This window comes from Labrys sp. LIt4 (genome assembly GCF_017813775.1).
Classification (GTDB): domain Bacteria; phylum Pseudomonadota; class Alphaproteobacteria; order Rhizobiales; family Labraceae; genus Labrys; species Labrys okinawensis_A.
On sequence record NZ_JAGIPY010000003.1, the window covers coordinates 166,991 to 179,776 of the forward strand.

15 protein-coding genes are annotated in these 12,786 nt (G+C 55.8%); 2 read left to right on the top strand and 13 right to left on the bottom strand.

Annotated features, from left to right (window positions below; genetic code table 11):
• Positions 1 to 197: 197 nt before the first annotated feature.
• Entirely contained in the window at positions 198 to 923 is a 726-nt protein-coding gene (locus J8I29_RS30255; RefSeq protein ID WP_209431047.1) for a glyoxalase superfamily protein, read from the bottom strand.
• 314 nt (positions 924 to 1,237) lie between these two features.
• Positions 1,238 to 2,386 (bottom strand): RelA/SpoT domain-containing protein, encoded by a 1,149-nt coding sequence (locus J8I29_RS06690; protein ID WP_209431048.1) that lies wholly within the window; start codon positions 2,384 to 2,386, stop codon positions 1,238 to 1,240.
• 154 nt (positions 2,387 to 2,540) lie between these two features.
• On the opposite strand from J8I29_RS06690, the gene J8I29_RS06695 reads away from it, so the two are divergent.
• The gene (locus tag J8I29_RS06695; RefSeq protein WP_209431049.1) at positions 2,541 to 2,996 is read left to right on the top strand and encodes a hypothetical protein; all 456 of its coding nucleotides are present in this window, start codon (positions 2,541 to 2,543) and stop codon (positions 2,994 to 2,996) included.
• 407 nt (positions 2,997 to 3,403) lie between these two features.
• Here J8I29_RS06695 and J8I29_RS06700 read toward each other — a convergent pair whose 3' ends face one another.
• The 9 genes from J8I29_RS06700 to J8I29_RS06740 form a co-directional block, all read right to left on the bottom strand.
• Positions 3,404 to 5,500, bottom strand: a complete 2,097-nt coding sequence (locus tag J8I29_RS06700) for a phage tail tip lysozyme (RefSeq protein WP_209431050.1) — start codon at positions 5,498 to 5,500, stop codon at positions 3,404 to 3,406.
• Positions 5,501 to 5,503: 3 nt separating this feature from the next.
• Positions 5,504 to 6,256: a head maturation protease, ClpP-related gene (locus J8I29_RS06705; protein ID WP_209431051.1), complete on the bottom strand. Its 753-nt coding sequence runs from the start codon at positions 6,254 to 6,256 to the stop codon at positions 5,504 to 5,506.
• The gene (locus J8I29_RS06710) at positions 6,253 to 7,059 is read right to left on the bottom strand and encodes a hypothetical protein (protein ID WP_209431052.1); all 807 of its coding nucleotides are present in this window, start codon (positions 7,057 to 7,059) and stop codon (positions 6,253 to 6,255) included. Before J8I29_RS06710 ends, J8I29_RS06705 begins: the two co-directional genes overlap by 4 nt.
• A complete protein-coding gene (locus J8I29_RS06715) occupies positions 7,056 to 7,226 on the bottom strand; it encodes a hypothetical protein (RefSeq protein ID WP_209431053.1) in 171 nt (56 codons plus the stop codon). Before J8I29_RS06715 ends, J8I29_RS06710 begins: the two co-directional genes overlap by 4 nt.
• The gene (locus J8I29_RS06720; RefSeq protein WP_209431054.1) at positions 7,223 to 7,747 is read right to left on the bottom strand and encodes a hypothetical protein; all 525 of its coding nucleotides are present in this window, start codon (positions 7,745 to 7,747) and stop codon (positions 7,223 to 7,225) included. The genes J8I29_RS06715 and J8I29_RS06720 overlap by 4 nt, the downstream gene beginning before the upstream one ends.
• A gap of 125 nt (positions 7,748 to 7,872) precedes the next feature.
• Positions 7,873 to 8,739 carry a hypothetical protein gene (locus J8I29_RS06725; protein WP_209431055.1) on the bottom strand — a complete coding sequence of 289 codons (867 nt, stop codon included), beginning with the start codon at positions 8,737 to 8,739 and terminating at the stop codon, positions 7,873 to 7,875.
• A gap of 33 nt (positions 8,740 to 8,772) precedes the next feature.
• The gene (locus J8I29_RS06730) at positions 8,773 to 8,949 is read right to left on the bottom strand and encodes a hypothetical protein (protein ID WP_209431056.1); all 177 of its coding nucleotides are present in this window, start codon (positions 8,947 to 8,949) and stop codon (positions 8,773 to 8,775) included.
• Between the two features lie 83 nt (positions 8,950 to 9,032).
• Positions 9,033 to 10,061 carry a hypothetical protein gene (locus J8I29_RS06735; RefSeq protein ID WP_209431057.1) on the bottom strand — a complete coding sequence of 343 codons (1,029 nt, stop codon included), beginning with the start codon at positions 10,059 to 10,061 and terminating at the stop codon, positions 9,033 to 9,035.
• A 543-nt stretch (positions 10,062 to 10,604) separates the two neighbouring features.
• Positions 10,605 to 10,904, bottom strand: a complete 300-nt coding sequence (locus tag J8I29_RS06740) for a hypothetical protein (protein ID WP_209431058.1) — start codon at positions 10,902 to 10,904, stop codon at positions 10,605 to 10,607.
• Positions 10,905 to 11,272: 368 nt separating this feature from the next.
• On the opposite strand from J8I29_RS06740, the gene J8I29_RS06745 reads away from it, so the two are divergent.
• Complete coding sequence (locus J8I29_RS06745) at positions 11,273 to 11,914, top strand: DUF4145 domain-containing protein (RefSeq protein WP_209431059.1); 642 nt, start codon at positions 11,273 to 11,275, stop codon at positions 11,912 to 11,914.
• A 22-nt stretch (positions 11,915 to 11,936) separates the two neighbouring features.
• Here J8I29_RS06745 and J8I29_RS06750 read toward each other — a convergent pair whose 3' ends face one another.
• Positions 11,937 to 12,536 (bottom strand): hypothetical protein, encoded by a 600-nt coding sequence (locus J8I29_RS06750; protein ID WP_209431060.1) that lies wholly within the window; start codon positions 12,534 to 12,536, stop codon positions 11,937 to 11,939.
• On the bottom strand, positions 12,526 to 12,729 hold the full coding sequence (locus J8I29_RS06755; protein WP_209431061.1) for a hypothetical protein: 204 nt from the start codon (positions 12,727 to 12,729) through the stop codon (positions 12,526 to 12,528). Before J8I29_RS06755 ends, J8I29_RS06750 begins: the two co-directional genes overlap by 11 nt.
• Positions 12,730 to 12,786: the final 57 nt, after the last annotated feature.

A 12,786-nucleotide genomic window follows, 5' to 3' on the forward strand; every position in this document is an offset into this window, starting at 1 on the left:
AAACTACCGGGCTCGATTCAGGTTCCATATCAGCAAACTGTCTGATGTTCTGAGCCGCGCCCCTGATGCGCCTTCTGATATGCTGCAGGCCAGGCGGGTTATGGAGAGCTATCGGGCACTAGCTGCGCGATAGGGACGACGGCTATGGTGGTGCGGGCCGGTGCAGTAGAAGGATTGCCCCCTGGCCGTGCTTTGTATCAAGCAGCCTCTGGACCCGAACGCTTTGAGAAGTCGAGATTGATCGGCTTTGACCTATCCGGTCTTGCCGTAGCAGTCACCGCAGTGTCATCGCCAACTTCTGTTAGATCGAAGGTGCGGGCCCATGCGCTGCCCGTCCCGCGCAAATAGAAGCCGAAATGGATGCTTTCGGCGTCCTCCGGCACGTCGAGAACGATGTGGCGTTCCGACCAATCGGTTGTGCCATGAAGCGCCCCATTGACGCTCCGAGTTTCCATATTATCGAAGCGGAGCGAGTCCTTCCGCGTTCCATCAATGCGCATCCACATAGTGGCGGCACCGTTCACATCTTCAGCCTTAAGCAAAGCTGTAAGCATGACACGCTTACCACGATAAGCATCAGCCACGATGCTTTGCATCAAAGTTCCGAACGCGTTCGCCTTGTCCGCAAAGTCCGAGGCGTCCGCCGAATATTTAAATCGAATGAGAGCGGCCTGTTCGACATCATCGATACCCATGTCGTAGGCATCGGCTCGCGATCCGGATATAGACCAGCCTTCAGGTAGTCGAAGTGCGCCACTATTTGACCGTCGGTCGATCATTGCCGCCAGCGTGTTCCAGTCGGAAACCCCGAACTGGCGGGCGACGAGCTCAAGGCAGTCGCTGTGAAGAAGATGGATGCTTCGTTCGCTCAAACCCTGCCGAAGGGTTTTCGCCATAGTCTTTGCATCGCGGAATGTGCGCATGGTCCGAACCTTCGTAGGGACGAACTTAAAGGTCAGTGCTCGCGTTGCTGACAGGTTCGTCCGCAAAGGTCAGACGATCTATCGAAATCGTGCATTCACCAGACCCGAAGGGCGCGAGCGGCAGGCTGCACTTGCCTATGTACACCCTACTTTGTGAGGAGTAGATCAGCAAGGCGTATGTGCATGCCGCTTCGTTTCTGAGCTCAAAGAAAAACCCGGCGGTACGCTACGCGCCGGGGCTTTGCCTTGCAATTTGAGCCTTCCTGAAAATCTCCAGCGAGATGCTACTGATAAATAGCCATTGTCAAATTTTCCTACGAAAGCCTTTTCCATTTGCGGAACCAGCTCATGTCAGGATTTTCCCTCGGTCTTGCCGGGGCCAGAGGTTGCATTTTGAGTGTGAATTCGTCTTCGTTAAAACCATATATAGATTTCGCCAACACGTTTCTAAATAATTTTGTATCTCCAAAATAATTGGGGTAAGCTTCCTGAAGATATTCAATTTTATCTGCCTGAACAAGGACAACGTTATTTAACTCAGATCCGGCGGCATTGTCATTCGCTTCGGCTTCTCCATAAGATTTTAAAGCTTCCTTTGGCCCAAAATACGGGCTTACAGAAACAGTTTTATCTAAATTATCGAATGTAATTAAATAGTAATCCGGCCTATCTCCAGCTTTGATTGCGACGGAAGTCCATTCAACGGCGCTTCGAATATTATTGAGTGTGTTGAGGGCTTGTAGTTCCGAATCTAATTCCCTCAACCGCTTACGGCGCTGTAGGGTGGATAGACCTGAATTTTGATATGGCGCTCCTTCAATTGTAGCAAATTCCTCTGATGCAAGCCTGAAAAGTTCCAGCCACCCATCGTGGCCGACACTGCCTTTCAGATACTCGCCCCGAAACATTCCAACGCCTTCAACCGCAGTAGCCCATGCATGTTGGAGTCTAGTTCGCACCTGAATTTCAATGCGTCGCCCAGTGAAGATATCTGCGTCGCCTCTCCCAACAAAGTTGAACATAAGGTGATGGCATCTATACCCATCAGCCTTAGGAGATCCAATGTAGTTACTATCCTTACGATATTGATGCCTTGAATGTGCCTTTAATTTATTTACGATAACATCAATATCTTGCATTGTATTCACGATAACTCTGCAGCCACCTATATCTTGAAATTGATGCAACTTCACGGGAGATCTCTGCAATTTCCCTCGGATCGCTTGCATGCGTTTAAGGCGGGCTGAAGTAATGCCATCGATATTGCTATGCATCATATAGGCAATAAGTTGATGGCGGATACTACGCATCGGGTAAGCGTGTGCTTCTCGCCAATTATTTGCTATTGCGTAAGCGCGAAGCAGGTCTTCCCTATTTTCTTCAAGCGAAAGCTTCTGAGCGATGATTTTGCCAGCCCAGTTAACTTCGGCGTTTGTAAAGTCAAATGTCGGATAGTCAGCCACTGGATGCCACCTGAGATTTATGCTCTTGTAGCATAGCCGACTCTTAATGCCACTCAAGGCGGCGCGCTTGTCAGATGTCATTTTTCGAGAACTTCCATCTAAGGGGAAGGGAAAGGAAGGCACTCGGCTAGATCGCGCCAGACCGCGAGGAACCATGCCGAATACTCGACTCGCCAACCCGATAAACAAGACGCTAGTTTTTGGCATTGTTCCCGAAACGAAGTGCAGGGGTACAGCCATCCCGGGAGGGGAAATATATCTAACGCGCGGCAAGCATGTCGGGCCAAACAAAGGCTTTGGGGCAAAGCATATATGGGCTGAGCACGAAAAAGAGATAAGGGCGGCCGGCTTCGATAGAGAAGAATTGGTGCCCGATTATGTCGCTCAGATAGTTTGTGAAGGCACACCTATTCATTTTGAAGGCGGCCATATCCAATTGCGTTTAATCGCGGTGCGCGGAAAATCAGGTACCGCGATACTTGAATGGCGGACGCCTCGTGGAGAGGCGTTCTGGGCGGTTGTCACCGCCTTTTCGGCCAATAAAAAGCACGGCACCCGAGTGGGAACCGTGCTTAAACACGTCGTGCTCGCAGTAGCAGCGCCACCTTAGCTCAAGGGGTCGGGGGCCAACTTAATGTCCTGCAATAGACCCCCTACAAGGCCTACCATCCAAATGAGCGGGTCAATATGTAGGTGAAACCGGCTCAAAATGCTCTTTATGGGCACATGATATATTTATGCCAAAGACTTCAGATGTCAACCCTTGAGCCTGTATCCTTGCCTTCGTTAGCTCAGCGATTGTCAACTTAGGTTGCTCCGTTCTTGCTATCAAGTGCACCCCTGCATATCAGCCCCGGCGAGTGTGGAACTGCCGGGGCTTCGCTCTTAATAGCACTAGTACGAAAGAGGCGATTGCTCCGGGCGGCGCCGCGCCGTAGCCTCCTTACGCTTCCCACCTAAGAAGCCGGAGGCCCGGATGACAGCCTCAGCAACCGTCCGCCCGGGTCTCCTTCTCCCTCAGATGTCCATCAGTCCGACTGACTTGCCACGGTTTAGCTTCGTCTCACCGAAGACCGGGGAGCCGTTGGTTTTCATGTCAACCGGCTGGTCTTTGCTGTGCACGTGGATATCAACGCGCCCATTGGCGCCGTCTTTGCCGGCAGCCTGGGCGTCAGACTTAGCCTTGGTCTTGCTGGCCGACGGTCTGTTTGCAACATCACGACTGCCGATGTCCTTCGGAAGCCCCTTCAGGAAACCAAGCCGTTCGCGATAGGACTTGGGCTTGTTCGCGGGCCTCTCATAGTCGTTAACGAGCGCCGCCAGCTTTTCCTCGGTCGATGAATTGGGATCTGTCAGGATCTTCCACGACTTCGGATATTTCCGCTTCATCTCGTCCAAGCCAGCCTTCGTCTGGTCGGCGACGGACATCTGATAAGGGAACAGTCCATATTTGTCTTTAATCGCCTTGGCCCGGTCGCCGTGCCACTGGACGATGCCTTGCGCCCGGCCGCCGTCTCCGGTTCGGTTGGCGGGGTCCGCCAGAGATTCGCCAGACGTGTTCGCGACCCACGCTAGCGCAGCTTCATGGCTCAGTCCTTCGGCACGTGCCGCCGCATAGGCCTCGCGCTGGTTCTTTGCCAGATTCCCGCGAGCAACAGCGACCTTAACTCCGGCTGACCCATAGCTGAGGCTGCCGCCTCTGCCGCCGCCGCCCATTAGAATTCCACCCTCGCCAGGGTGATAGGCAGCGTTCGTCAGGCCACCACCCGCACCATCGCCACCACCCTGCAACGAAGCCGCAAAGTCCTGCATGCCCTTCGTCACACCGGCTGCGATAGTCGCCACGGCCATGCTGTTGGTTGCGCTGGCAATGCCCGCCGCGGCCATGCGAGCGCCTGGGCGGTATGCCATCTTGTGGACGTTGCCGTCTTCGTCGCCCGTTGCTGGTGGCAATGCCTTCAGCAGTGGCGAGTTGTACAGTGGGTTACGATCTTCGTCGCCGCGCTCACCAGGCTTCTTGCCGGCGAGAGGGTCGTCTGTGACCAGGGCTTTGGCGTGATCCTCAACCCACTTCGTCACAGCCATGTCGGCCTTGTGAAAGGCATCGGCTACGCTGTCGGCGCCAGACTTGAACTTGTTCAACTCGTCGAAGAACGTCTTGAAAGCCTCGATCGCCGTATTGATTGCGACTCCGTCGGCTTTCCAGTCGTGTTCGCGCAGGGCCTTGCCGACGCTGTCAAAGAACCCCTGCACATCGCCCATGTGCTCGTTGCCGAGCTTATTAAGCGCTTCCGCAAGCTCTGTGATATGCGGGGCCAGCGCCCCGCCAACAGCGTTCGTCAGCTTCTCGATCGAGGCCGAGATCTTGCTGCTGGCATCCAAGAATTTCTCGGCGTTCTTCTCGTCCTGCGAGGTTTGTCCGCCGATTGACGCCCGTGCCGCTTTGCGGCGCTGATTAAGGTCCTCGATACCGTTGGCGCCGAAGGGGGAGTACTCCTCAGTTCCGAAAATCAACCGCGACAGCACGCGGCGCTGCTCGGCTGTTTTCTGCCTGTTCAGGATACCGAGGCCACGCTCGGTGTAGTCATTGGCATCTTTGGCACCCTTCAACTCGTTCGCGATCGATTGTCCGCCACCACGAAGGTTCGCGATATCGGCGTAGTTGCCCTGGCCCCGTTTGAGGGCGGCATAGTTCTGGGCACCGAAGACCAGGCCGCCCTGAACGACTGATTCATCGATACCCAGACCAGCAGCGACGGCCTTTAGCTCCTTGAGCTTCTGACCAGCAATGCCGGTCTCTTGCGTGAACTTACGAATGTCGACCGTGTTTTTCGCGAAACTCTGGACACTAGCTCCCAGCGCCGCCATTGCGCTCGCAGCGGACAAAGCGCCGATGCTAAGACCGGGCAGCCCGAGACCGCTTGCCAAGCCGTTACCCGCCGAACGGATGGCGCCGGTGGCGGCCTCTATCTGTTTACGAAGGCCCACAAAGTGTTTCTCGATAGCGGCCAAGCCGGGCGTTGCCTTGAAATCACGCAGACGCCGCTGCAGATCTTGAAGGGGCCTACTGAATTTGTCGCTGACGGACGCTGGTAGAACAAGCTCCTCGGCCATCAGCTACCTCTTCATCTTGGCAATGGCGGCATCCCAGCCGCTGCCAGCCGCGCCGCCACGCTCGGCCTTGATGCTGTCGATAGCTTTTTCCCAACTGGCGTTGACGGCCCGGTCACGCTGGAGATTGATCGTGCGCTTACCAGTGGCGAGAGCAACGGCCAGATCCCAGCTATGGCTTCGATCACGCCGCGCCGCCTTGATCGCCGCACGGTGCTTCCGCGGAAGGCCCGACATGTTCGGTGCGTCGCCGGCACCGCTTGCCAAGAAGTCAGCATAGCCGAGCTTCACGGCCTCGTCGGCGGACATAAGCCGGTCCTCATCCATCAGCGCTTTCACGGCGGCAGCCGACTGGCCGGAACGGGCGGCGTAGATCTTGGCGTAGGAGTCGGACATGCGTTGAAGGTCGCCGGCCGCAGTCGCTAGGTCGTCGGCACTGCCGCTTGCCTGGGTCCAGGGCTGGTGAATCAGCATGAACGCATTCGGCGAGATCTCGATTGTGTCGGCCGCCATGGCAATCAACGAGGCTGCGCTAGCGGCAATGCCCTCGATGCGTGCCGTAATGCGCGCGCGGGAGGCCTTGAGCATGGAATAGATCGCCATGGCCTCGAAAACGTCGCCACCTGGCGAGTTGATGCGCAGCAAAAAGGCGCTGGGATCCCCCAGCGCCTTCAACGATGCGTCAAACTGTTTGGCAGTCATGCCCTGGCCGGTTTCGGGATCGACTCCGATCGGGTCGAAAATGCAAAGTTCGTTCATGCCGCGTCTCTGTGGGGGATGTGCTCGACAAGCACGGGTCGCTCAGTCGTGGGCTTGGGAACGTAGGCAGCTGGCAGCACAAGATTATCGAAGCCAATGGCGTGAATAGCTGTCCTGGCCTCTCGATATTCGCGCCGGGTGAAGCGGCCGCGAGAAACAGCGCTGCCGCCGCCACCGGAACGCGGAAAATAGCCTGTTCCGTCCGGCTGCTGGCTCACCGTCTTCTGATATTCATCGGGCAGCGGATCGGACGAGCCGGGGCGACGCCACAAATCGACGGTCTTCTCGTTCAGGATCTCGCGTGGCTGAGCCGGAATGGAACGCAGTTCGCTTGAGCCGGCAATACGGGCTGCACCGGCCGGCAGATCGGCATTCGCTGCTCGCACTACACCGTCGATATCAGCGATCTTGGCAATGACATCACGCACGGCCTGGGCTGCCTTGGCGTACGCTTCGATCAGGCCGGGCAGCTCGTCGGCCTTGGCCTGGGCCGCCTTGTGGGTGCGCTTCCTGCCGCCCTCGGCCTCTGATTCAACGGCAGCCTGGTGCTTGTCGCGGAGCGCCACAATGGCAGCCTCGCCGTCGGCTACATCGTCACGAGTCGAGGTCAGATCCGAGCGATAGGAAAGACGGTCAGCCTCACTGGCCAGGGCCATTTCGGAGCGCTTGGCCTCCAACTCGGCAAGCCGCGTGCGTGCAGCAGCAGTCTCGGCTTCGGTTTGGGCAAGAAGTTCGGCGAGCTTGGCCGAGTCCGGCGCTTTCTTGGCCCGGAAAGCCTCGGAAATAACGTTGAGGATTTTCACCGCTTGGCCTCCTGCCCGAGAGAAAGAATGTACTTTGCTGCATCGAGCATCTTGCGCTTCTCGGCCGGTTTAGCCTGGGCGTACGCCACGGTGGCGGCGCTGACGGCGACGAGCGCGAGAATGTCGTCATCGCTGACAATGTCAGTGTTGGTGGGTGTGTCGGTCATGTGGTTCTCCGGCGCCGACGGCGGCGCTTACGGGTGGGGACTTCAGGTGGGTTGCGGAGGGCAGCGACAAGGGCCGTCCACGTATTGCCGTCGATCACTGCGAACCGCTGGAGGGCGCTTGGACGGTCAATGTCTGGGCCAACGAAAACAGCGTCGGCCAAGTTGCCATTATCCTGGCGATATCGGATTGCGGCCGCCGGCTCGTCCGACATGACGCGGAGTTCAATCAGGTCTTCAGGACGATCGAGAAATCTGGCCAGCTGTTCAGATAGCGTCGTACCGTCAGACGCGACCAAGGAGCCATATTCCAAGGCAAGTCCGGGGCGGCCGGCGGCGCGATACCCAATACAAACGGCGAGGATCAGCGATATGATTTCATGCGGGAACTGTTCTCTTGGAACGCCGCGACTTGGGGCGATGATGCCCTCGCCAGTGAGGCGATTGCGCCAGTGACTGGAGGAAACACCCGGAAGGCGCAGGGCATGATCTATCGCCGCGACCACTTCGGGTGCGGTTGGCATGTAATACCTTTCACTTGATAGGAAGAAGTGGAGCGTAAAAAGAAAACGGCGCCCCGAAGGACGCCGTTGCGAAGTTCTGCGAAGGTGAAGAGCCGAAGAACCCTTCAGGCATTCGGGCGCAAACCCTACTTTGTGTCACATAGAATTTTCAGGGATTCGACGACTAGGTTTTTACCACGAGCGGCAGCACGCCAGTCATCTGGGCCACGACCGTTCCCAATGCGCCAAGTCTCGCAGCCGGTAGCGGCATCAAGTAGGGCCTCGGCCATATCCGGACCCAAACGACGCCGCAGAATGCGAATGCGCTCCTGGGCGGCCTCGCGCTGCTGCCAGAGCATAGTAGGACAATGCTCGTGGGCGACATAGGTTGAGTTCTCGTTCGAGGCGGTCTTCCCGGCCAGGAACGAAAGGCCCTTCCACGGAGTAGCAGCGCCCCGATAGTCGTCGAGATTGACGATGTCAGCCGTTTTCACAGCTCCATTTTTCTTGTTGGCGCCCTTCGGTTTTCGCGTCCAGTCCTGCCCGCGCCGGTCGAAAGGGATAACACGACATTTGTCGTCGAAGCGGATTTTGCCCACCTGCACGAGCTGAGTAATTTCTTCCTTCTTCTGGCGCCGCTTTACCAGAACGATGCCAGTCTTTCGGTTGGTCTTTTGCCGGCGCTGTTCTTGGGCCTCCTGAACAACCACAATGCTGGGTCGCGTCGGAGTGCAGCTGTCTCCGGTGGCGACACGCAGCACGGCCGGAACATCATCATTCGCAGGCGCGCCGCCTGGCCACTGGTTGATAAACAATTCGGGATTCGGTGCATCAGCGTGCCATGCCTCAACGAGCCCCTCGGGAGACCTGCCCATGTCACGCTCGGCTTCCCACCCCCACTGCCCGGCCGAAGGGTCGGATTGGGTCCATGGCATCGGAGTTGCGGCGCTCACAAGGCCGTCCAATTCGCGCAGGATGACAGCTGCGGCCCGGTTTAATTCGGGAGTGGGCATCAATCGGCCACGAATGGCTTCATCCAGGGTCGGTCACAGGTGGCGAGTTCGCTCGCTGTTATCATTGGCGTGGTCCAGCAACCACAACTGGTAACGGTGGTCTTCGCCAGTTGGCTCAATAAAGTGCGGTGCCGTCTTCAGCATGCAGAAACCCTCGCAAAAAAGTTCCCCGCCGGGTAATCCGGTCAGAGTCGTCTCAGTCGTTTCCATGGAGCGTTCCGCACTATATATAGTATGACTCTATCCGTACGGAGTCAAGATTTAGTGCCAAGAAAATCTGCGATCCGATCACGTTAACCTGTCAACATGTACCAATTGTCCTGCAGAAGCTGATTGCATTTCACGCCTTCAAAAACGGTTTCCCAGGCGATTGCGAATTCACTTCGTATCTTGTGATTGATGGCGGCAACGTTTTGAGGAGACATACCATACGTTGTCCCGAACAGCCGACGCAATTTTCCATTAGACGATGATGTTACATCAAGAACAGAGAGGTTTTGCGGTGCATATGAAAAGCCAAGAGACACAATATGATCTGCCTGAGATATTAGACCTCTAATTTCACTCTTGAAATTTTCATCTGTTATTTGCTCTGTGAAGGTTCTTATCTGCTTCGCTATTTCTAACAACGCCGGACCAGATACACTGGCCCCGTAAATAGCTGCTTGGCTGTTTCCCTTTTGCCAGGGGAGCCGCCCACACTGGCCATAGACGTGAACTATCGGAATCCTTTTCACTATATTTTGTGAAGATTCAATATCAATATTATAGTAATTGGCGAGCCAGTGAGATATGTAATATTCAAGGCAACGATCATAATTGAATGTTATTATTGAAATATTTGAAATTGATTGCTCTATATTTTCTTTATTTACGCCCTCTGTCATCATTTGGCACAGTGTATTGTGCCATGTATTCGCTGTGGGTGGTATCACCTGATTTGGCTCCGGGGCCTTATAAAATATGCTGGAATTATTTTCGCTTTTTAAAATTGAGTGAGCGATACCTAGTTTACCCATTAAGACAATATTGTTGTCACTTTGGTGGGCCTCTAGATAGTTATCAATCGATAGGGACTGTGGCATGGCAGTGTGTATAATTCTGCCCGATGCTGCCAACCTATTTGCATCCCCGGATCGATTTGTACGATCAATATGCAGTATTGACTCTGAAATTGTTGACGAGCCGCCTACAAGATCGAAGTGATTGTATCTAAGATTTACAGCATCGGCGATTCTACTTTTGAGTTCGGATCCCATTGGCAACCCAAAATCGACGCTCGCGCCGGCTCCGACGATAAATAGAGTGTTCTTCCGTATCATTTGCTTTCAACTCACCGCCTCACAATGGCGATAGTTTAAGCAAACCGGCAGCAAACAAAAGAAAATCAGAGCGTCATACACAGATTATAGCTGCGCATTGGCTACGCTACTATAGGTGCTCTTAACCTGGCGCTTGGGGATGAGCACCACAACAAATCGTAAAAGATGGGCCGGCATTCCTTATCACCACTTCTTCGACGCTGGGCAGAAGCGATCGTTAGCTACAATCACAGTCTACTGCCTGCCCCGCGTCCCACCACCCGCCCGAATGCGAAGCTCCACGATCAGCCCAAGCACTCGAAACGCCGCGTCCATCTGGTCAAGCTTCGACGCATGACCGAGCCGGAACAGGCGGTCAACTGACTCGCGGTGCCAGCCCAGCCGGCGGGCGTGTTCCACACAAGTGTGGAGTTGCACGCGCCAATCGCGCCGGCTAAGCCAACGGTGCTCTTAGTCAGGCCGGGGGATAAGACCTGGCGAGGGAAAAAGCTGGGGCTCCAAAAGGAGCAGAGGGGTTGCCTCCGCCCTCCCAGCACCATTCGGTCAGGCCGCCTTGGGCAGATACCGCCCGCGCGTTTCCTTGCCGGCATTCTGCTCCAGAAGGTCAGCGTCCCTGTCCATGCCACGTTGGCGTAGCACCTGTACCAGAGCGGCGCGGTACTTTGCGGGAGCATGATGCTTAGAGATTAGTTCCTCCCGGCGATGCAGGAAGTATGCGGCCGTCATCGCATCGAAGTCGAATTTCCCGCGCGGGTAGTTCGGCAAGACGCCTTCTGCGATCAGCTGACTGATCCACCTGGACGACACGCCGCAGGCGGCCGCGATGTCCGTAAGAGTAGCCATAGTATATCCTTTCAAATGGCTTGCGGAGCCCGCTGGCTGGCTCCTTTATTTTGATGTAGTTGGATAGTGCAAATCTCGACTTGGCCACCAGCGGGCCGCGAGAATGGGGGGCTGCGCGCAGAGTTGCGGTGGCCTTACATGTTCAAGCGATTGAAATTCTTTGTCTATTCGCTGAACATGATGAAGAAGTCAGTTTTTCAGGGGTTGCACCTACGGATAGATCGAGGTGGGGCGATACCTTCCTATGGCCAGCGGAGGAAGAACCTACCGATTTTTGGAAGATGGCGCCGATAACAAAAAAGATAACTTGCTTTTTTATGTCAATGCGCCAAGCATTGAAATAAACTAGCTCGAAAAGATAGATTCACATGGCGCTGATAGTAACCACCTGCCCACATTGTCTTTCTGAGAAAATGACAATGAATTGTATTGGTGGTCGTGGCATCGGATCGATGGTTGCGAATTTACTTTTCGAATGCGGCGGCTGTCGATTACCTGTCGCAGCGCAAGCGATCGACCATGGTCAGCGAGCCAACAACATAGCTGGGTTGAATTTAAACTTGTCTGATGAGAAGCATGTGCAGATTGCTGTTTGGCCGCAATTGACTATGTCTTCTGCCCCTAAACATGTGCCTCCTCGCGTGGCAGCAGTTTACATTTCAGCTCTTAATTCCACTCGCAAAGCCTCCGATGCGGATGAGGGCGCGCGGCACGTTGCAGGTCTAGCACTTGGTAAAGCGCTTGAGATGGGTCTGAGAGCTTACGATCCTACTGTGAAGGGCATGTTGGCAGCCCGCATCACTGCGTTAGCGAAACAAGGGAAGCTGCCAGGCGACCTTGCAGACTGGTGCCAGCAGCTACGAGCCATTCGAAACGAGGCTACACACGAGGATGACGCGTTGAGCATGGAGGATCTCGATAACTTCGCGAAAGCGATCGAGACCATCTTCATGCATCTTTTCACCATGCCGGGGATGCTGCTCGAACTGCAGGGGAAGCAAGTTCCCTGACTCAAGCGAGCCCGACGCCGCGTTACTTCCTGATAGCGGTGCGCATCGCCTCCAACATGAGCCGGGGCGCCCGCTGCTGCATTTCCCTGGTCATTACCTCGTTGAAGGTCTGGCGGAACGGAACGCGCTTCGGCACGGCAACCGACGGCTTCAACACGTACATGAGCTTCAGCCGCTTCTTGCTGCCCTTGCCGATCACGGCATAGACCGCATCGCCGCGCCGAAAGGCCTGCTTCAGATTGCGCGGCCGCTGGCTGGGCACGATACCGCGCGCACCACGCCGCTGCCCTGCCACAGGCACTGCAAGCCGTCCCTGGCCGGTGTGTGTGCCACCGTCGGCAAGGCCCTTGAGCAGCGTCCGGCCGCCAGCACGTTCGTCACTAATCGTGACGGTTAGGTTGTGCTTGGTTGCCTTCTCGACGCCCAACGCCCAGCCGAGGAAACGACTGTTCTTTGACTCCACCCGGCCCGGCCAATCGTCAATCAAGGTCGAGCGAGCGACGAAGGCGCTTTCATTGAGGGCGCGCGACAGAGCGAAGGGCAGCTGTTGCTCGGCGACTTTGAGCCTATCGGCCATCTTCTGAAAGGCTGAGAAATCGAATTTGAGGAATTCATCGCTCATCTGCGGGCGCCTCGTCGTCATCGAGCGAAACGCCTGCAACGGCGTAGACATGATCGGGAACGAGCAGGCCGCTGGCGTCGTGCCGCATGATTACGAAGCGCGGCGGGAGGCTGTCGGGATCGATGCCGACAACGTGGCAGGGTGCGCCATCCTGCAACTGGGCAGGAAAGTGCGTGATGGGAATGGTGGTCATTGGATTATCCTTGTGTTGGTAGAGCGCAGAGGGATTGCGGGAGCAATGTCCCCGTGC